Source organism: Jeotgalibaca caeni, from assembly GCF_028863945.1.
In the GTDB taxonomy this organism is placed as follows: Bacteria; Bacillota; Bacilli; order Lactobacillales; family Aerococcaceae; genus Jeotgalibaca; species Jeotgalibaca caeni.
Window position 1 is genome coordinate 1 of sequence record NZ_JARBEA010000050.1, and the last position, 18,984, is coordinate 18,984.

Sequence of the window (18,984 nt, forward strand, 5' to 3'; positions counted from 1 at the left end):
GGTTCGTGCGCCCAAAAATAGGGTTCATACGCCAATTTTCCTAATGTGAAGCCAAATCAGCTTGCGCATTTAGAAAAACTAATGGCAATTCCGAAAACTGGAATGCTTCATCGTTGAAAAAACATTTTTTCAAGAAAATTTTAGGAGTATGAATAATTCAGGTTATTTTTGCATTGTTTTCCATTGTCTGGCACACTGGTGATAGATTATTATTCAGGAAGCGGGGATGGAAGATGCCAGTAAAGGGGATAGTTGCAGTCGGCAGTGCGTTTCTATTGGCAGGTTGTCTGAATTCTGAGCCGGAGGAAGTTGTTACCGACCAAGAGGGACCTTCAACGGGTGCTGTTATGAGTGAAGAGATGGAGTCTTCGGGAATCGGCCTTGAAACTCAAGTGAAACAGTATGATGTAACGATAACGGGAAAAGCACAAACAGAAGAAGACCAGCCGTTGACCATCGAATTTGAACTGTCCGGAACAATCGACAATAGCGAAGATGATTTTGAACTAAATGGGAATCTTGTAATCGAAAATCAAACTGAGGAAAGTCAGACGATCCAACTTTTCGAGCCTGTCTTGAGTGAATCTGAGGATAAGTATGAAAGAGAAATTGCACCTTCTGAACGGTACCAAGCTGAATGGAACGTCCTAGGGGAAGAGATGGATGGCGCCACATATGTTTTTTCAACGGGAGAGGAACAAAATACCGATCAAATCAGTGCCTATAATCAGTCGCATTTTTCCGAAAGGATTGCCCATTCTTTCCAGGCGTTGGGAGAGGATGCAGGGATTGAGGAAAAAGACGAGCAGGAGTCGGCAATTCATTACACAGGAGAGGTGAATGACCAACTGGATGAAATTCTCTCTGTGTATTGGTTTGATCCCTATCGGGTTTTAGAAAAAGAAGTGGATGAGGAAGGCCCGATGACGTTTGAATTAGTGGTAGATAAGGAAACGAAGTTAGCCGAGAAGCTGACGATTACAAATGAACCGGATGTATTTGTGATTGAATTTAGTAATATCGAGGAATAGCAAGCTGAAAAGCCAAGAGAGAACTCTTACCGGAGTTCCTTCCTGGCTTATTTGTATGTTTAACTAGGGTATGATTCATAACCGAGTAAGTACAAGTTCCAATATGCTTGTTAGTTGATTAAAGAGCGTTATTCCAGTATGGTTGCAGTAAAAAGAGGTGTTCAACATGCCATTTAATTATGACCTCGACTTCGAGCAGATAGATTTCCGTGAGCAGCCGGAGTTGTACCGAGTTGGAAGAGGAGAACAGGGTGTTTTGTTGGTGGAGCCGTATAAGAGTGAAATTCTTCCGCACTGGCGTTTCAAAACACCGGAAATCGCTAAAGAATCATCTGAAAAAATTTATCAGATGTATCTGGATTACAAAGAGGCAGGAGACTTTGTTGGGATGGATATGGCTCGGAAGTTTCTTCAAATGGGATATACGAGGTCTCGGCGCTACGCTAACTACAGGGGCGGTCGTAAGTATGATGAGAACGGTGAAAGAAAAGAAAGAAAAATAGATGACCAAAAAGCTGAATCAGCTGCCATCTTCGAAGAAAAATGGAAAATTGTACGGGAAGATGAGGACTACTTGAAATTGAAAAAAGAGCATCAGAAAAAATATGGTTGAAAAGATAGGGATATCAAGGTTTGGAGAGACTTTGATATCCCTATTTTTCATTTCCCTCATGAAAAAGATTCGGATCTGAATGAGGGTACTGAACGGCAATGCGATTTTCTGGTTTAACGTCGAACAAGTAGAGTGTAAGGAGAAAGATCCACTCCAATGGTTTCATGATGAAGTAAATAATATCTGCCAGATAGGGAGACTTTATATGTCTGGCAATCGGATAACCGAGCTGGTCATAGGTTTTCCTTACTACGCGGTGAAACCGAGGAAGCCGTTCTTCAAGCAACTGTTCGAAGGCATTCGCGATACTTAATTGCCGATTGACGATGACTTCATGTCCGTGTCGTTTTCCGGTCCGGATCGGTTTAACAATTTTTTGATGACCGCCAGCTGCAACGGTGCACAAGTAATGCTCATCTTTGATAATGTTTTGCGGCGCAATTTTTTGCGACATATTCCAGTCGGCAGTTTCTGTCCAGGCTTTTATAAAGCGATCCGGTTCTTGGCCAAAGAGTAACAGCACCGCCACAATGATGCCAAGTAAAGGGATCGCCGCAAGAAAAGCCAGCCACGGCCAGTTGGCAGTGTTTTGTAACAAGCGTAGTAAGGGTTTCTGCGTGTCAGAGGGTATGCCAACTTGTTGTTGCACGACATCCCTGATGGTTCGAATGGCAATCAAGATACAATTAAACGGAAGCAAACTGAGCAGCACCATCCTGAAGTCAAACAGATTAAGTATTTGAATGCACCACAATGACGCTAGCGGGATACCAAGGTACAAGGCAGACATGCATAACACCGCAAACAAAGGCGGCAGCTTTTGAAGAGGAATGAAGCGAAGGATGAAATAACCAAAAGTAGCGACTAAAGCAATGCCACCAATGGTTAAGAAGGAGTCAGTAGCGATAGGAGAATGCAGTTGGTTATTATATAGCTGCACATGCCAGTCTTCGAGAAGAATCGTACTGAAGGATAAATAGATAATAGAAAAGAATGCACCAACCATAAGTGCTGCGATTTCCCATCGTTTTATAGCTCTTTTTAGCGTATCAGATTTGGGTTTAGTGAAGAGGAAAATGATATTTTCAATGGTTAATACTACCGGCAAGATAAAGGATGTAGCGAAAAACATGACCGAGCCAACTATTTCAAAACTAAAATCAGACGGGTTTTGCATGGTGCTGATAACACTACTGAGTAAGCCTGCTAGTAAAGAAGAAAAAAACGAGACGAGCATGGTAAATAGTATCGGTGACCGGTAAAAATACTGGACGGATTTCTTGAAGAAAAGGTTCATCTCGACACACCCCTTAAGTGATTCATCATTGTTTTCATTATAGACAAGAAGCATTAACTTTTTATAAAGATTCCTGAAAGAAACTACAAAGAATGACCTCGATGACCGAACAATGGGAGACAAAAAGACAAGTTCGTAAAAGGAAATGGCGCTTTTACGAACTTGTATCTGTCTTTTCATTATGAACTTTTCGGTTCCAATTTGCATCGTCTTGCAACATCTTTCGAACCACACCGTATAAATCCGGGAAGATTTTCTCCGCTGAATAGTGGAGGGAGTCTAAATAAAGATAAAGGTCGGCAATCATGCTGGAATCGAGAATGATTTTGTGTAGGAACGGTCCAGCAGGGGGGGCCTCATCGGAAAAGTAGTCTTCGAGGCGTTCATCTAACGGTTTCTTATTTACAAGTGTTGAATTCATTTCACCTAATGGCGGAATACTGTCAACGACATTCTTTTCCTGTAATAGATTCTTCGTCTCCAAGTAACTGAGGACGCCTCCTTGGGCATGGGCGTTGCGGTTATAAAAGCGCAGCGGTCGGACGAAGCGCATTGGGAAATCCGTTTTTTGTAAGGCAGCAGAGCGCAAGGCATAAATTGCCATCCCGTCTTCCCGTTTGTATTCAGGCCACTTCAAGGCGCTGGAACAGGCAAAGTAGAGCGCCGTATAAATGTTATCGGACCAATCGAGCATGCGGGTAGGCAATGAGTAATGCCTGGCTAAGCTGAATAATTCCAGTAACTCATTCGGTAACCAAGCATCATCTTGAAAGTGATAGTGATCAGAGAAGGTTAGAATACTTGGTTGGAAGGCTGTAATGGTTGGCAAGTCGATGGCAGCATTATTAGCAAGCCGGAAGAAATTGAGCAATGTCTTCAGCTCAATCCATTGATAGGTTTCTTCCAATTGATAGTAGTCGGAATCCAAAGGGGGCAAACGCAAGGAGCGGTACAAGGATTCAACCGATATTGATTGGATTCCTCACCACGGAATAAATACTGCTCTTCCTTAGCGAAAAATTCTTTTTTAACACCAGCAGGAGATAGAAAATCGTGCAAGTCATGAATGGTTTTCAATTCAATCGTTTCAATCACGCTCATTTAGTTCCCTCCTTTCATACATAAATTTTAACACAATGTTTATAGAGGTTGCCACTGCCGAGTAGTCTTCCCCCTCCATTAGGCCATGAAGGAGATGACCACATTAATTATTCTTGCTATCTCTATCCTTTTCGCCTAATCTAATAAACAAAAAGGATGTGTTTGAATGGAAATAAAAATGAAGAAATGTGGCTTAGAAGATGTGAGTCTACTCCAAGAAATTAGTATAGAAACCTTCCGGGATACGTTCGAGAGCCAGAACAAACCAGAAAACATAGCGGCATATCTAAAAAATGCCTATCAACGCGAACAATTAGAACAAGAGCTATTGAATCCCGAGTCATCTTTCTTCTTCCTATTAGTGAATGGAGAAGTGGCCGGATACTTAAAAATAAATCAAGGAGACGCGCAGTCAGAGTCCAAGGGAAGCGACGAACTGGAAGTGGAGCGAATCTATATCCGTTCTGCCTTCAAGCGCAAGGGGCTTGGAACCTATTTGATTGATCAAGCCATTCGAATGGCAGAAAGCCAAAAGAAGCAACGAATCTGGCTGGGAGTTTGGGAGAAGAATTTAGCTGCTCGCTCTTTTTATGAAAAAATGGGTTTCGTTCATACAGGGGACCATGTTTTTAATATGGGTGATGAAGAACAAACGGATTACATCCTGACAAAGGAACTCTAGTCTGGTTCTTAAAACTTGCGAATCTACTTATTTTTGAGAAAATAGGAGTAGAATACATGACGGAACGAGAAAAGGAGAAAGAAATGAATCAGACTAAGGAGCAATTATTTCAACCATTCATTTTTCCAAATGGCGGAACAATCGAGAACCGAATTGTTCTTGCGCCGATGACTACAAATTCATCTTTTATTAATGGGATGCTAACGACAGATGAACTGAACTACTATGCCCGCCGTTCGAAAGGACTGGGAGCCGTTATCACTTCCTGTGCGCACGTAATGGAAAATGGACGTTTTGCGGCTTCACTGAGTGCGGCATCGGATGCAATGATTCCTAGTTTGAAGAAACTAGCAAATACTATTCATCAAAGTGGGACGAAAGCAATCCTTCAGATTTTCCATGTAGGTCGGATGGGTTCACGGGCAACCTTAAAAGCGGAACAACCAGTGAGTGCCAGTGCAGTGGCGCCTTTACGGAAAGACGCGGAAGAGCCGCGTGCGCTGTCTGCAGAAGAAGTAGCGGAACTGGTAATTGCTTACGGAGAAGCTACACGCCGCGCAATCGAAGCGGGCTTTGACGGGGTGGAGCTACACGGAGCCAATACGTATTTAATTCAGCAGTTCTTCTCCCCGCATTCCAACCGCCGCGAAGATGAGTGGGGTGGAAGCGTAGAGAAACGAATGGCATTCCTGCTCGCGGTTGTGGAAGCTGCCCAAAATGTAGTGCGTGAGCATGCAAAAGAACCGTTTATCCTCGGGTACCGCATTTCACCGGAAGAACTCGAAGAACCAGGAATTACGATGGAAGACACACTGCAGCTACTGAACCGGTTGAAGAAGGAAGGATTAGACTACATCCACGTTTCACTTGGGCATTACCAACAAACCAGTATGCGTGACAAAGAGGCGAAGACACCCGTTCTCAGCCAAATTTTGACTGCGATTGGAGACGACATTCCAGTGATTGGGGTTGGACAAGTAGAGACTGAAGAAGATGCTGCTACTGTTCTAGAAATGGGAGCGCCTATTGTTGCGATTGGCCGGAAGCTAATAGTCGAACCAGACTGGATAGAAAAGGCAAAAAGTGGTGAAGAAATGCGGACAGTTTTGAAGGAAGAAGACCGAGAAGAATTGGCAATTCCAGACATGATGTGGGAATACATGAAGAGCCGTCCCGGTTGGTTGCCCTTTGAAAATTAAAATAGTTAGGGGGCTAGCTCATCCTTTTATCCTAAATCAAGACGATAAAGGTCCTGATGCGATTAATATTCCAAACTTTGGCACTATTATCTTGCGACCAGGTGAAGAATTCCGTTCCGAAAGATGGAAAAAGAGACGTGGAATTTCTCCCGCCTCTTTTTCTTTGCGTATGGGTTCAATAAGTTGTTGCGTTGCGATAGGAACCGGATGAAGCTTGCTATCGCAACGATAAGTAGCGTTGCGTGGCGATAGGCAGCCCAATTAACTCGCTATCACCACGCTAAGTGACTTTGCGTGGTGATCGTGACTCCAAGACCTACGCTATCGCAACGATACTGCCTAAAAGGAAAATTGAGTGTGAAAAAAGGCGTTAAGTTCCGAATTATCTAACGTATACCCTATCTGTAAGCAGCTGCCTTTTGAAGCACGTTCACGGGGCAGACATTCTTATACAGAAAGGAGTCTGAGACTTTTGTCCCAGACTCCTATTTTTACTCATTATCATCTTTGTTTAGATCATCCACTGCATCGAGGTTGAATGATTCGAAATCCTCTGGAACAGCTTCTGCTTGTTTTTCGTCTTCCATTCTTTTTTCTTTGATCTCATCAGGATCAACTGGAAGAATTGGTGGTACGATTGGGTTGTTAACTGAGCCGCGTTCATTTTGCATGTGAGTCATCTCCTTAAGCGTTTTCATACCTATAAGATAGCATAAATAATGGCCCATAGCTAATAGAACGAATTGACGAGAGAGAAATCAGCCTTACGTCTGAGGGAACTATGAAGAGAGTCCGGTTATAATAAATGAAATGGAAGTCGTTGTTAGGGAGATGGTTGTTATGAGTCAGGATTTATCACTAGTTAAAGCGAATCGAAATTTCCTTCGATTGTTTGTTATTTTGGGTTTTCTTCTCACTCTTTTTCTTGCTTGTTCTGTTTACCAAATTGGTTATGCAGAATTGTTGGTAAGTACGAAAGAAGTTCTATCAAAAGCGGGAGTTTGGGGTCCCATTTTGTTGATTTTGATCCAGATGATTCAAGTCATTTATCCTATTATTCCAGGTGGATTAACCATGGTAGTGGGACAAATCATCTTTGGGATTGGATGGGGATTTGTCTATGGTTTCATTGGAATCACCATTGGATCCATCATCAACTTCTTCCTAGCACGTAAATTCGGCAAGACCTTTGCTCGGGCATTTGTCCGCGAGGAAACGTATCAAAAGTATCATGATTGGATTACGAAAGGAAAACGGTTTGATTATCTTTTTGCGATTGCACTTCTTCTGCCAGGGTTTCCAGACGACTTCTTGTGCATGGTTGCTGGCCTGACGAACATGACTTTCCGCAAATTCCTAATCATTTACTTTACTTTCAAGCCGCTTACTCTATTCTTCTACGGAACTGGCGGAGCCAAAGTGACAGAATGGTTTTTAACCAAGTTTTTTCTAGTTGGAGCTTAATCCTCTACTAACATTCCGTCCTGCATCTGGTATATCTGATTACAACGACTAGCCAAATCAACGTTATGTGTAACCATAATCAATGTTTTCCCTTGTTCGGTTAAACCTTGTAACAGTGAAAATATTTTTTCGGAATTTTCTGTATCGAGCTCTCCAGTCGGTTCATCCGCAAGAATAATTTCTGCATCATTTACGATACTGCGGCATATAGCGACTCTCTGTCGTTGCCCGCCTGAAAGTCGGTTGACCTTGTAATCAAGCATTCCTGCCAAATCAACTTGCTCCAGCAGGCCGCTTACCTTGTCACGTTGCTCCTTCTTCGATAACTTATGCTCTGCATAAAGAAGCGGGATTCTGACATTTTCAAAAACTGTTTCGTCTTCGACTAAGGCATAGTCTTGAATATCATAGCCGAACAGTTTATTCCGCATTTGCGCCTTCTTTTTCTCAGACAACTTCTGAATGGTCTGACCTTCCAACAAAATTTGTCCGCTAGAAGGGGTAAGGAGCTGCCCCAAAAGATGCAAAAGCGTACTTTTCCCCGAACCGCTCTTGCCGATAATGGCGGTACTTTCTCCTTTTTCAATCCTCAAAGATACATCCCGAACCGCAAAAATAGTCGTTTCCCCTTGCTGAAACTGTTTACTTAATCCCTTTGTTTCGATATATGCCATCATTCCGTTCCCCCCTCGCAACATGATCAACTGGTCTTGCAATTTTAATGTTCGGATAAATTGTAAACTGATAATTCCCACTAGGGCAAGATAGGCAACCAATACCGTACCAATCGGAATATTAAAAATTGTTTCGTAACGTCTCCAGATTCCCACATAAGAAATAATGAAAGCCGGCAAAAAGGAAATTGCGACGGCATGGACTAAACGAACCGCGAGCGACGCTTTGGTTGCGCCGTACATCCATTGAATCAGAAATTCTCTTCGATGTTTGTTTAAGAAGGACTGAAAGCAGGCTACAAAGGCGATGGTGACGAATAGAACGCCGATTAACGTAAAGGTGCCTAGTATAACGGCCCATTCTGCTCCAGATAAAATGGAAGACAGATGGCTGTCAGGAGAAAAAAGAATCCGTACTTGCTCGGTTTCCATATTTTGAATCGCGTCTTTTCCTTCTTCATCCGATAAATCTATGAACCGCAAATCATTAGGCAGTTCGATATAGGAGAAGAAACTGGAGGATGTTCTCGCTGTCACTTCTTGAAAAACATCAAAAGGAAGGTTGACATAAATTCCTTGGTCTAACTCAATCAAGCGATTGTGCAGAATAACTTTTTTCCCGGCTGGGATGGTACCAGTGATTGGAATCGAGTAGTCACCATTGCTCATTGGGATCTCTAATACATTTCCTACCTTGACTCCTGACACATTTTCTCCTAAAAGCACGAAAATCTCTTCTTGTTCTGGTTTCATTTGAAACACATCAGAGGCGGCCCCTAATCCATAATAAATAGGAATGGTACTTCCATCTAAGGCTAGTTCCCCGCCTTCCAAGATGGCATAAGCTTGTTTTTCGGTTAGCATTTTTTCATAAAAAGGTAAAGCCCGTTCGGGAAAGTCATTCGGCATGCCTTGCGATTCATCCCAAATTACTTCCATGCGTGATATTTCAAATGGCTCTAACTGATTGTAGAGATCACGATTTTGAAACCATTGAAAAAAATAAGTTCCCACTGTAAGTAAATAATTTAAGCTGAAGAGAAGAGCAATATTCAAAAGCAAAATCATCCATTTATTTCGTGAGAGGTCTTTCCAGCTGTATTGGATTTGTGTCTTCAAACCAACGCCCCCCGATTCTTTGAAAATATTCCAGTGAGGTAAGAAACGACTATGTAAAGAACAATAAACAATCCGCCAGAAAGGAAGGAGGAGAGGAAGATGAGAATAAATTGCGCCCGATCCAAACCAAAATCATCGTTAATGAAAACGAAAAGTAAATAAAGGATGGATGCGGCTGAAATAGAAAGAATGAACGGAACTTTCATTTGATTCAGCTCTTTCATCAAGTATGCTTTGGGAGAAGCACCATAGATGGCGTGAATGTTTCGCTTTTTTTGTGATTCTAGAATTACAAAATAGAAGAAAATAGTGAGGCTGATACAGGATATCAGAATCGTCATCCCTATAGGAACGAGATCATTGTTAAATAATAAATAGAAGAATAATGGTTTGGAAGTTGACTCGACTTGTTGAGAGCCTTCTCCGGACCTGAAAAACGGAGCAGTCACAAGAGGATGGTTGTCCGTTTCTAATCCGTGTACTTCATATTTTCCAACGCCTAAGTGATCAGGACGAAGGTTAAATAATACATTAGTCGATTCGTCAATGTATGGACTTTCTTCTGAAAAATAACCCGCCACTTCAAATACCTCCCCGTTCAATTGAACGGTTCCGTTTTGTACCCGGTAGCTCCAATCTGAGTTTTTTCGTATAAAAGCAATTTTCAGATTTTCTTCAGATTCATAAATGGGGAAAGAAACAGCTTGATCTTGGTCTAAAACAATCGGTTCTTGCGTTAAGTTCAAAATTCCCATCGTATCATCAAAAGAGCGGTGATAATGGAGGACATAGTCATCTACTTTACTTGCCTCCACTAAGTCTCGGAAAACATTTTCCTGTGTATCTCCACTAAAAAGTCGCATTTCCAAAGATAGATCTGGTGAATGAGAACCATTCTCTTGTTGGTATCTCTCAGCAATATCTAAAACAATACTAAAATAAAACTGGATCAGAATGGTAAAGATGAACAGTAAGAAATAGTGTGGCTTTTTCATGGATTGACTCCTCCTTTTTGCATATGGGAGTGATGTTGTGTTTGTAATTGCACAAAAAAGAAAAAACTACATCTATATTCTTTCTTCTTACATAAAATTTAAAAAGAAGATAAAAATGATCAAATGATCACTTTTATCTTCTTTTTACTTTTAATAACACGCGGCTCAGAGTTGGAGCCAAGATTGCGGATGCTGCTGCTTCAGCGATGCCGTTGGTGGCGACTACGCCAGCAAGTACAGCCATCAAACGATCAGGTGCTACACCAAGTGCGGTAGAATATTCATTCCCATATAGTAACGCAATGGCTACCAGAACCAGAATTGTATTCGTCAACGAGCCGACGACTGCTCCGACCACCATCCCGAGCTGGTCCTTGCCTTTCTTTTTGAAGAGTTGAAACACGATTCCAGCTGTCAGTCCAATGAGAATACGTGGCACTAAAGAAATGAAAGGGTTTGTAAATAATAGCAAATCGAGCGGAGTAGCTGGCAAGGTATAGGCTTTGATCATTCGGACCACTCCCCAAATGCCGCCAATTATCATTCCTTCTTTTGTTCCCAACACAAAGGCTGCCACAATAACCGTGATTTGGATGATCGTTGGGTTAAGTGGTGGGATGGGAATATTGCCTAAAAAAGGCACAAAATTCTGGATAATGATGATGGCAGTAAGGATACCCAGTAATGTTAAGCGATATGTTTTATTTTTATTATTTTTCATAAGCGTTCTCCTTCTATGCATCTTGCATAACACTTCTCATTTTAGCAGAACCAAGCGGGAAAATGAACGTTTTTTACTCCTGAGAGGAAAATGCTATGGGCTGAATTTTATTGGGATTTAGGTTAGAATAGAATTAGATAAAATTTCTTTTGTCATCTTGCTTAGAAAAGGAGCGAAACAACATGGAAGAATTGAAACGAATCTTTTTAGCTGGTGTAGGCTTTACCTCCACTTCCGTCGAAAAGGCAGAAAAACTGATTGACGAGATGGTGGAAAAAGGCCGTGTAACGGTCCAAGAAGGAAAAGAATTGCAAAATGAATTAACCCGAAAAGTAACGGACAAGCGTCCAGTTCCTAAACATGAGCTTGATCAAATGGGTTATGCTAAAAAAGAAGATGTCGCTGCGCTAGAAGCAAAATTAGATGCATTGGATGAAAAGTTAAATCGATTACTAAATAAATAAGAAATAGGCAAGGGGAGAATGGCATGGCAAATGAGAAACGTTTACGCGAAATTGTACGGGTGCTCTCTGATTATGGCGTGCGTTTCGTTTACCACCATAAAATTAAGAATAAAGAAAATTCAGTGGAGTTGGATGCGGCGAATCTCCGCCGAGCGTTCGAAAAATTGGGTCCTAGTTTTATTAAAATCGGCCAAATTTTATCCACTCGTTTGGACATTCTCCCTAAGCCGTTTGTGGACGAACTTTCTCTCCTCCAAGACCGGGCTCCTGAGTTCCCGTTTGCTGAAGTGGAACGGATATTTTTGGAAGAAACGGGATTGGCATTGGGAGAAGTTTTCTTGCAGATTGATGAAAAGCCATTAGCCAGTGCCTCAATGGCGCAAGTGCATAAGGGAATCTTGCGGACAGGCGAAGAAGTGATTGTAAAGGTACAACGCCCTGTTATTGATGAACTGCTCATCCAAGACCTTGATATATTGATTCGACTGAGCGAGCGTGTACCGAAATCCATGGTAGAAGTGTTTGATCCGAAAGAGGCGCTCCAACAGGTGAAAGAAAATACCTTGGTGGAGTTGGATTTTCGTAATGAAGCACGGATGTTGAATGAATTCCGCGATACCAATCGGAATGTGGCTTGTGTTGCGGTACCACGTGTGTATGACGGACTTACCTCTCGCCGCATTTTGGTGGAAGAGTATATTGAAGGAACCAAGATTACGAACCGCGAGGAATTGGAACTTCTGGGCTATGACATGGAAGACATTACTCGTAAACTCATGCTTTCTTACTTAAAACAAATTTTTCGGGATGGTTTTTTCCACGGCGATCCACATCCAGGAAATTTTATTATCAAGGATAGCAAAATTTACTTTATCGACTTTGGGATTATGGGCCGTCTTCAAGAACAAACGAAGCACTCACTCAATGAGCTGATTGAAGGGTTGGCTTCTCGTGATATTGATTTAATGGTACGGGTTTGTTTGGAGTTGGCAACGCCGCGACATCCACTAGATAAGCGGGTTCTTTATAACGACTTGGAGCATATGTTTGACGTTTATTTGTCTGCGAACATGAAGGATATTCGCATGACGGAATTCATCACAGATTTCATTCGCATGTTCAAACGGCATAACTTGTCGATTCCAAGTGAATTGACCATATTGGCGAAGGCATTGTCGATTCTAGAAGGGGTGTTTCAAGATATTGCGCCCGACTTGAATCTGATTGATACGGCTAAGGATTATCTGCGTGAAAACCTGACAATCGAAACGATTTTGCAACGGTTTGATGCCGAGAAGCTTGCCATGAAGGGCTATTCAGCCTTACGAGATGCAAGCGAGTTGCCTGGCAACGTCACGAAGCTATTGAAGCAAATCATCAGCGGTCGCTTGCGCGTCAATATTGATACCGATGACCTGGATGAAAAATGGATAGACTTGAAGAAAATGGCAAACAGGGTGGTAATGTCCCTCATTATTGTCGGTCTTTTGTTAGCATCTTCCATTATGTCCGGCACGCCCGGAGGCCAGTACTTAGGTCAAGGTGGTTTTGTGATTTCTGGTTTATTTGGTTTATGGCTCTTGATTTCTATCTACCGATCCGGAAATTTGTAGCTGCAAAAATTAGAAAATGATTAAAACAAATGTGCAAGGATTGCAAGCCAAACGGTAATGTTTTATGATGGATAAGTCCGATATTTGAGCGGACTGATGGAGGGGTAGCGAAGTGGCTAAACGCGGCGGACTGTAAATCCGCTCCTTCGGGTTCGGCAGTTCGAATCTGCCCCCCTCCACCATTGGGGTATAGCCAAGCGGTAAGGCAACGGACTTTGACTCCGTCACTCGTTGGTTCGAATCCAGCTACCCCAGTAACGCATAATGAGATAAACCAGGCGGATGCCTGGTTTTTTTGTGCATACGGAACCTTATTTTTAGAAAAACCCATTTTTGGACAAGTGAAGGAGAAAAAAGCAGCTCACTTGTCCAAAAAAGTCAAAAGTGGACAAGTGAAAGAGAAAACAGTAGCTCACTTGTCCGAAAAAGTTAAAAATGGACAAGTGAGCGAAAAAAACATGCTCACTTGTCCATTCGTTCGTTTAGCCCCTAAAATAGCGTAAGGAAGTATCTTCCTGCAGCTCCTTTTACTTCTGCTATATAATTGGCTTGTTTATCTAGCTTTTTTAAGGAGTATTGTTTTCCTGGTGCTAGCACAAACGGCTCCATCTGTTCGTTTGTTTCTTGGTTCGTAATTCTTATTTCAAGGGAGGAAGGATTGTCTGCATGATTGACAATCGCTTTTTTCCATCGTCTCTTATCCATATGGAAAGAGGGCGTTTCTTCAAAAGATACAGTGGTCCATTCGTCCCCCACCTCAACCAAAACTACTTCTTGAACGCTCGGGGTAAAGAAATCATGGATGACTCCCACATCCTGATAGAGAAAGTAACCCACTGTAAGAAGTAAACTAACTAAAATAGGAACGAGAATTCGTAGAGCTCTTTTTCGAGTCACTCCTTTTCGTTGTTCCTTACTAACTTTTTTGACCATGACGGTATCCTCCCTCAATAATTCATCCAGCGTTAATTCCAACACATTACTTAACTGAACGATGAGATCCAAGTCAGGATAATTTCTGCCCACTTCCCAATTGGATACGGCTGACCGAGACACGTTCAGTTGTTCAGCTAACATTTGTTGCGTAAATCCACTTTTCTTTCTGGCTTCTTTAATTCGTTCTCCAATGGAAACCATTTCTATTCCTCCTCTACATTTAGTTTATAAGAACTTAAAAAAGTAAATGGTCACATCCTCTCTCATTATGAATTTTTTTGTGCCAGATATCTATTCAATGTGCCTTTTTTCGAATGACAGCAGTTGTGACATGTTGGTTTAACAACGTTTCATAACAAAATATTTTCAACTATAAATTATTGCGAAATCGAACTAAATCGTGTACTATATTTTAAGTAAGTAAAAAAACCTCGGAGGTCATTATGAATATATTAATGATTAAAGCGAACGACCGACCAGCAAACGAAAGTGTTTCAAGTCGCATGTTCGAAACTTTTCTAAAAGAAGTAGAAAATAATCCTGAATTAAACGTACGTATCTACGATATTTTTAAGGAAGACATGCCTTACATCGGCCAAGACTTATTTAATGCATACGGTAAAATGGCATTGGGCGAAACTCTGAACGAAGTAGAACAACGCTTGATGACGGCAAACCAAAAAGCAAGGGATGCATTCAGTGAAGCAGATGTTATTGTTATTGCTTTCCCACTATGGAACTTGACAATCCCAGCTCGCTTACAAACCTTTATCGATTATGTCTTCTCAGCTGGCTTCACCTTCAAATATGATGAAGCAGGCAACATGGTTCAATTGCAACCAGATAAAAAAGTAATTCTCCTAAATGCTCGTGGCGGCATCTACTCAACTGTAGAAATGCAATCCATGGAAATGAGTGTGAACTACCTGCGCAATGTATTTGCTGGAATGTTCGGAAACGAAATCTTGGCAGAGGTAGTTATTGAAGGGCATAACTCCATGCCGGATCAAGCAAATAACATCATTGCTGAAGGACTAGAACGCGTAAAAGAAGCAGCACGTCAATTATCCACCCTTAGCTAATACCAAACCTCATCAAAAGACGATGGTCTATTGATGAGGTCTTTTTATTGGTCTTATTTTGTTTTTGAAAGTCAATGAGGTACTATAAACGTGATACCAAAACTAAAAAGAACGTTAAGGCGGGAACAGAAGATGCAAAAACAAAAGACAATTATTGTAATTGGAGGCGGTCTTGGTGGACTATCAGCGGCGATTTCTCTAGCGCAGCAAGGGTTCCAAGTGTCTCTTTATGAAAAAAACGATCATCTAGGTGGAAAGTTGAATCGACTGGAACAAGATGGTTTTGGTTTTGATTTGGGACCATCCATTCTGACGATGCCGCATATTTTTGAGAAATTATTCATAGCCAGCAATCGTAAAATGGAAGATTATATTAAAATCGAACGTTTGGATTTAGAGTGGCGTTCCTTTTTCCCAGATGGCACAACCATTGATCTCTACGGAGACTTCGCTAAAATGGCGGCCGAAAATCCATTGTTGACGGAAAAAGATATGGAAGAGTACCAGACTTTTCTTGATTATGCCAAAACCATTTATGATGCTACTCAAACGGGTTATTTCGACAAAGGCTTGGACAGCACGATGGAGATTCTTCGTCACCACGGAATGGTGAAAGCTCTGAAGGATTTTGATTACTTTACTTCCATGTACGATGCGATTGCCAAACGGGTCAGCAATCCGAAGTTGCGTGATATGTTGGCGTACTTCATTAAGTATGTGGGTTCTTCCCCATATGACGCGCCGGCAGTACTCAATATGATGATTTACATGCAGCACAAACAAGGAATTTGGTATGTGCCGGGTGGAATGCATCACATTGCGGATGGCATGGTCAAATTGGCTAAGGAATTAGGTGTTCAATTCTACAATGGTCAACAAGTTGTGAAGCTAGAAAAGGAAAACAAAAACATCAAGGCAGCTGTTCTGGAAGACGGAACGATTTTGGAAGCTGATTACTTCGTTTCGAATATGGAAGTGATTCCTGCCTACCAACAGCTGTTGGACGAAGAGCCAGAATACACAGAAAAATTAGAGAAGAAATTTGAACCAGCAAGTTCAGGATTCGTTTTGCATCTTGGTGTGAAGAAAGAATACCCACAATTAGCACATCACAATTTCTTTTTCTCCAATGCTTCAGAAGATAATTTCAACCAAAACTTCCATGACCACAAATTACCGGAGGATCCAACTATTTACTTAGTGAATGTCAATAAGACGGATCCAAGCCAAACCATTCCTGGACATGAGAATATCAAGATTCTGCCGCATATTCCTTATTTGCAGGACCGGCCCTTCACCAAAGCGGAATATGACGAGTTTCGTGAACGAATTTTAGTGAAATTGGAAAAAATGGGATTGACTGATTTACGGGAAAATATTGTCGTAGAAAACCGCTGGACTCCGCATGATATTGAGGAGAATTATTTGTCGCATCGTGGGGCGATTTACGGCACCGTTTCGCACCGGAAGAAAAATCATGGCTTCAAACATCCGAAACATAGTGAGCGTTATGACAACCTTTACTTTGTCGGTGGAACGGTTAATCCAGGTGCTGGGATGCCGATGGTAACGCTGAGTGGCCAGCAAGTCAGCGACAAAATCAGTCAGCGTGAACAAAATGCATAAACGGAGAGAGGGGCTCCTGGTTTGACTATCTTATTTATTGTATGGATTGCTATTGGTTGGTTAGCGGGTTGGTTTGCTTTTGCCCGAATACCATTTTTGAAACAGAAAACCATGTCCCTCCAATCAGTCCCATCGATTTCTATTATTATACCAGCTCGAAATGAAGAAAAGGTGTTGCCGAAACTACTGGCTTCAATCGAAAAACAGACGGTTCGACCGAAAGAAGTCCTTGTAGTGGATGATGATTCAGAAGACGGTACCCAAGAAATTGCTCGCCAATATGGAGTATCTGTCTTGAAGAATAGTCAAGAAGCAGGGGGCAAGGCGTCTGCTTGTTGGGACGGAGCAGAGAAGGCGACGGGAGAATGGTTGTTGTTCTTGGATGCAGATACGTATTTTGAAGCGGAGGATAGTCTCGAGCGATTAGCCCGAAAGTTTGAAGCGAGCGGCGGGACAGGGATTGTGTCCGCACAACCGTATCATGAAACCGATCATCTTCATGAACAGTTGTCGTTTGTCTTTAATGTCGTTATTATGGCAGGGTTAAATGCCTTCTCCATTCTAGGAGATACGTTGCGAACGGGTGGGGCGTTTGGCCCTTCTATCATGTGTACCAAAGAAGAATACGTGAAGGTAAAGGGACACCAGGGCATGGAAGCCGGGATTCTTGATGATGTTGCTCTGGCGAAACGATTCCAAGAAAAGGGATATCCAATAGAGTTGCTTGGCGGGAAGGGAACGATTGCCTTCCAGATGTTTCCGGAAGGTTTCAAACAACTCGTACAAGGATGGAGCAAGGACTTCGCGACTGCTGCAAGGTCGACTCATCCACTTATTTTAACGAGTATCGTCTTATGGGTGAGTGCCGGAGTAGGAGCAGGCGCGGCATTCCAGCTTTTGGATCAGCCGTTTACGTCAATCGTCTACGCACTCTATCTCGCGCAATGCATTATATTTGCCAATCGCGTTGGGAATTTTCATTTCTTCGTGCTCTTTGCCTATCCGATTCTATTCCTATTCTTTCTCGTCCTATTTGCCTGGTCCTTCATCCAAACGTATGTCATTCGTTCGGTGACGTGGAAGGGTAGAAAAGTGAAACTATAACAAGGAGGAAGTTGTATGCCGATTTTTAATTTGTCTACTGGTGTGCTTCTCTTTGCCAATATCGTCGGCTGGCTCATCCTTCATTTGCGTATTTCTTATGAAGTCCGTCGTTTCCCGGATTCCTTTTTTGAGCGGACCGCTTCTTGGTATCGTTCCTTCCCTTTTGAAAAGGAGGGCGCGTTCTGGCAGAAGACCGTTCGGGTTCGTCAATGGAAGGATTTCTTGCCAGATGGCACCAAGATTATTAAAAAGGGCTTCGATAAGTCGGCGCTCGGGAAAAGTACCCCAGACAGCCTCCGCAAATTCATTATCGAAACGAGGCGAGCTGAACTAACCCATTGGCTATTGATTCCGCCTGCTTTTCTTTTCTTCTTATGGAATCCGCTATGGGCTGGATGGTTGATGGTCCTTTATGCCTTAGTAGCCAATCTTCCTTTCATTATTATTCAGCGTTACAACCGCCCCAGACTGGAGCGAGTGTTGAAGCGGAGAGAAAAAAATAGACAAACAACCTTATAAGGTTGTTTGTCTATTTTTAATGGGCTAGAGATTGGTACCATTGTGCCCACGTTGCTTTTTGATAGGGAACGGAGTAGAACCCAACCAGACCAAACGTAAAAGCTGCCGCGATATCCCATAAGATAAAGGAAAGGTCTAGGACAAAAAGATCCCATTTGTATCCATCCGTCATGCGCTGACTTTCTGCGATGGCGTCGGTAATCGAAATTGACTCATCCTCGGCTAAGATATAAGGAACAAAGGAATAGCTGTACGCCTTTACAACACCCGGGATAATGAAGAGGAGTGTCCAGAAGAATGTGTATAGTGTCACAAGAAACATGCCGGCAAAATCCCGCAACCATTGTTCATTGTGGAACAGGCTTTCTTTTGCACTTCGGTAGGTGCCTCTGGTTAAGTCTAAGGCAAGCCTCGACAAAGGAACGGCAGCAAACAATTCGATAAGATGAATCGATCGGACTCTGATCTGTGTCTTGTCAATCCCATACTCCTTAGAAGAGTATGATTGTAAGAAAGAAATAATAATGGTAATGATAGCGACAAGGAGCCAAGGAAAATAATTTTCCCGTACTTGTTGTCTGGCATTTCGCTTTAAGGCTGCTCGGTTCATGAATTTCCTCCCTGATTATTTTTATCTTTATCATACCAAATTAAAAATAAAAAAGGTGGCGGATTTTATAATGAACTTAGCCATTTAAAATAAAAAAAACGCCACGTGAATTCCATGTTATATTGAAGTTACCA

The 18,984-nt window shown here is 42.1% G+C and carries 20 protein-coding genes and 2 tRNA genes; 13 read left to right on the forward strand and 9 right to left on the reverse strand.

What is annotated here, in order from left to right; genetic code table 11:
- Positions 1 to 233: 233 nt before the first annotated feature.
- Both PVE40_RS09965 and PVE40_RS09970 read left to right on the forward strand, forming a co-directional pair.
- Entirely contained in the window at positions 234 to 1,031 is a 798-nt protein-coding gene (locus PVE40_RS09965; protein WP_274731775.1) for a hypothetical protein, read from the forward strand.
- A 166-nt stretch (positions 1,032 to 1,197) separates the two neighbouring features.
- The gene (locus PVE40_RS09970; protein WP_274731776.1) at positions 1,198 to 1,644 is read left to right on the forward strand and encodes a DUF4385 domain-containing protein; all 447 of its coding nucleotides are present in this window, start codon (positions 1,198 to 1,200) and stop codon (positions 1,642 to 1,644) included.
- Between the two features lie 40 nt (positions 1,645 to 1,684).
- Here PVE40_RS09970 and PVE40_RS09975 read toward each other — a convergent pair whose 3' ends face one another.
- Genes PVE40_RS09975 through PVE40_RS09985 form a run of 3 tightly spaced genes read right to left on the reverse strand, consistent with a single transcriptional unit; the run spans position 1,685 to position 4,042 of the window.
- On the reverse strand, positions 1,685 to 3,148 hold the full coding sequence (locus tag PVE40_RS09975; protein ID WP_274731777.1) for a DUF6688 domain-containing protein: 1,464 nt from the start codon (positions 3,146 to 3,148) through the stop codon (positions 1,685 to 1,687).
- Positions 3,096 to 3,869 (reverse strand): FRG domain-containing protein, encoded by a 774-nt coding sequence (locus PVE40_RS09980; RefSeq protein ID WP_274731778.1) that lies wholly within the window; start codon positions 3,867 to 3,869, stop codon positions 3,096 to 3,098. The genes PVE40_RS09975 and PVE40_RS09980 overlap by 53 nt, the downstream gene beginning before the upstream one ends.
- The gene (locus PVE40_RS09985; protein WP_274731779.1) at positions 3,818 to 4,042 is read right to left on the reverse strand and encodes a hypothetical protein; all 225 of its coding nucleotides are present in this window, start codon (positions 4,040 to 4,042) and stop codon (positions 3,818 to 3,820) included. Before PVE40_RS09985 ends, PVE40_RS09980 begins: the two co-directional genes overlap by 52 nt.
- 166 nt (positions 4,043 to 4,208) lie before the next feature.
- On the opposite strand from PVE40_RS09985, the gene paiA reads away from it, so the two are divergent.
- Complete coding sequence (paiA, locus tag PVE40_RS09990) at positions 4,209 to 4,724, forward strand: spermidine/spermine N(1)-acetyltransferase (RefSeq protein ID WP_274731780.1); 516 nt, start codon at positions 4,209 to 4,211, stop codon at positions 4,722 to 4,724.
- Positions 4,725 to 4,780: 56 nt separating this feature from the next.
- A complete protein-coding gene (locus PVE40_RS09995; RefSeq protein WP_274731781.1) occupies positions 4,781 to 5,923 on the forward strand; it encodes an NADH-dependent flavin oxidoreductase in 1,143 nt (380 codons plus the stop codon).
- Positions 5,924 to 6,414: 491 nt separating this feature from the next.
- Here the strand turns inward: PVE40_RS09995 and PVE40_RS10000 are convergent, their stop codons facing one another.
- Positions 6,415 to 6,594, reverse strand: coding sequence for a hypothetical protein (locus PVE40_RS10000; protein ID WP_274731782.1), 180 nt, complete (start codon positions 6,592 to 6,594; stop codon positions 6,415 to 6,417).
- 169 nt (positions 6,595 to 6,763) lie between these two features.
- Here PVE40_RS10000 and PVE40_RS10005 point away from each other — a divergent pair, with 169 nt between their 5' ends.
- Positions 6,764 to 7,387, forward strand: a complete 624-nt coding sequence (locus tag PVE40_RS10005) for a TVP38/TMEM64 family protein (protein ID WP_274731783.1) — start codon at positions 6,764 to 6,766, stop codon at positions 7,385 to 7,387.
- Here PVE40_RS10005 and PVE40_RS10010 read toward each other — a convergent pair.
- The 3 genes from PVE40_RS10010 to PVE40_RS10020 all read right to left on the reverse strand — a co-directional run bounded on the left by PVE40_RS10010 (position 7,384) and on the right by PVE40_RS10020 (position 10,896).
- Positions 7,384 to 9,180 (reverse strand): ABC transporter ATP-binding protein, encoded by a 1,797-nt coding sequence (locus PVE40_RS10010; RefSeq protein WP_274731784.1) that lies wholly within the window; start codon positions 9,178 to 9,180, stop codon positions 7,384 to 7,386. The two genes, PVE40_RS10005 and PVE40_RS10010, sit on opposite strands and share 4 nt — an antisense overlap.
- Positions 9,177 to 10,175 carry a hypothetical protein gene (locus PVE40_RS10015; RefSeq protein ID WP_274731785.1) on the reverse strand — a complete coding sequence of 333 codons (999 nt, stop codon included), beginning with the start codon at positions 10,173 to 10,175 and terminating at the stop codon, positions 9,177 to 9,179. Before PVE40_RS10015 ends, PVE40_RS10010 begins: the two co-directional genes overlap by 4 nt.
- 133 nt (positions 10,176 to 10,308) lie before the next feature.
- A complete protein-coding gene (locus PVE40_RS10020) occupies positions 10,309 to 10,896 on the reverse strand; it encodes an ECF transporter S component (RefSeq protein ID WP_274731786.1) in 588 nt (195 codons plus the stop codon).
- Positions 10,897 to 11,078: 182 nt separating this feature from the next.
- Between PVE40_RS10020 and PVE40_RS10025 the strand changes: the two genes are divergently transcribed.
- The 4 genes from PVE40_RS10025 to PVE40_RS10040 all read left to right on the forward strand — a co-directional run bounded on the left by PVE40_RS10025 (position 11,079) and on the right by PVE40_RS10040 (position 13,228).
- A complete protein-coding gene (locus PVE40_RS10025; RefSeq protein ID WP_274731787.1) occupies positions 11,079 to 11,360 on the forward strand; it encodes a phasin family protein in 282 nt (93 codons plus the stop codon).
- 23 nt (positions 11,361 to 11,383) lie between these two features.
- Positions 11,384 to 12,973, forward strand: a complete 1,590-nt coding sequence (locus PVE40_RS10030) for an ABC1 kinase family protein (protein ID WP_274731788.1) — start codon at positions 11,384 to 11,386, stop codon at positions 12,971 to 12,973.
- 98 nt (positions 12,974 to 13,071) lie between these two features.
- Positions 13,072 to 13,155 (forward strand) — tRNA-Tyr (locus PVE40_RS10035).
- Between the two features lies 1 nt (position 13,156).
- A tRNA-Gln gene (locus PVE40_RS10040) sits at positions 13,157 to 13,228 on the forward strand.
- Between the two features lie 234 nt (positions 13,229 to 13,462).
- On the opposite strand, the gene PVE40_RS10045 is transcribed toward PVE40_RS10040, so the two are convergent.
- Entirely contained in the window at positions 13,463 to 14,110 is a 648-nt protein-coding gene (locus tag PVE40_RS10045; protein WP_274731789.1) for a helix-turn-helix domain-containing protein, read from the reverse strand.
- 242 nt (positions 14,111 to 14,352) lie between these two features.
- On the opposite strand from PVE40_RS10045, the gene PVE40_RS10050 reads away from it, so the two are divergent.
- The 4 genes from PVE40_RS10050 to PVE40_RS10065 all read left to right on the forward strand — a co-directional run bounded on the left by PVE40_RS10050 (position 14,353) and on the right by PVE40_RS10065 (position 18,240).
- On the forward strand, positions 14,353 to 14,991 hold the full coding sequence (locus PVE40_RS10050; protein ID WP_274731790.1) for an FMN-dependent NADH-azoreductase: 639 nt from the start codon (positions 14,353 to 14,355) through the stop codon (positions 14,989 to 14,991).
- A 132-nt stretch (positions 14,992 to 15,123) separates the two neighbouring features.
- Positions 15,124 to 16,617, forward strand: a complete 1,494-nt coding sequence (locus PVE40_RS10055) for a phytoene desaturase family protein (RefSeq protein WP_274731791.1) — start codon at positions 15,124 to 15,126, stop codon at positions 16,615 to 16,617.
- 21 nt (positions 16,618 to 16,638) lie between these two features.
- Positions 16,639 to 17,721, forward strand: a complete 1,083-nt coding sequence (locus PVE40_RS10060; RefSeq protein ID WP_274731793.1) for a glycosyltransferase family 2 protein — start codon at positions 16,639 to 16,641, stop codon at positions 17,719 to 17,721.
- Positions 17,722 to 17,736: 15 nt separating this feature from the next.
- Complete coding sequence (locus tag PVE40_RS10065) at positions 17,737 to 18,240, forward strand: glycosyl-4,4'-diaponeurosporenoate acyltransferase CrtO family protein (RefSeq protein WP_274731795.1); 504 nt, start codon at positions 17,737 to 17,739, stop codon at positions 18,238 to 18,240.
- A gap of 16 nt (positions 18,241 to 18,256) precedes the next feature.
- On the opposite strand, the gene PVE40_RS10070 is transcribed toward PVE40_RS10065, so the two are convergent.
- Complete coding sequence (locus PVE40_RS10070; protein WP_274731796.1) at positions 18,257 to 18,850, reverse strand: DUF975 family protein; 594 nt, start codon at positions 18,848 to 18,850, stop codon at positions 18,257 to 18,259.
- Positions 18,851 to 18,984: the final 134 nt, after the last annotated feature.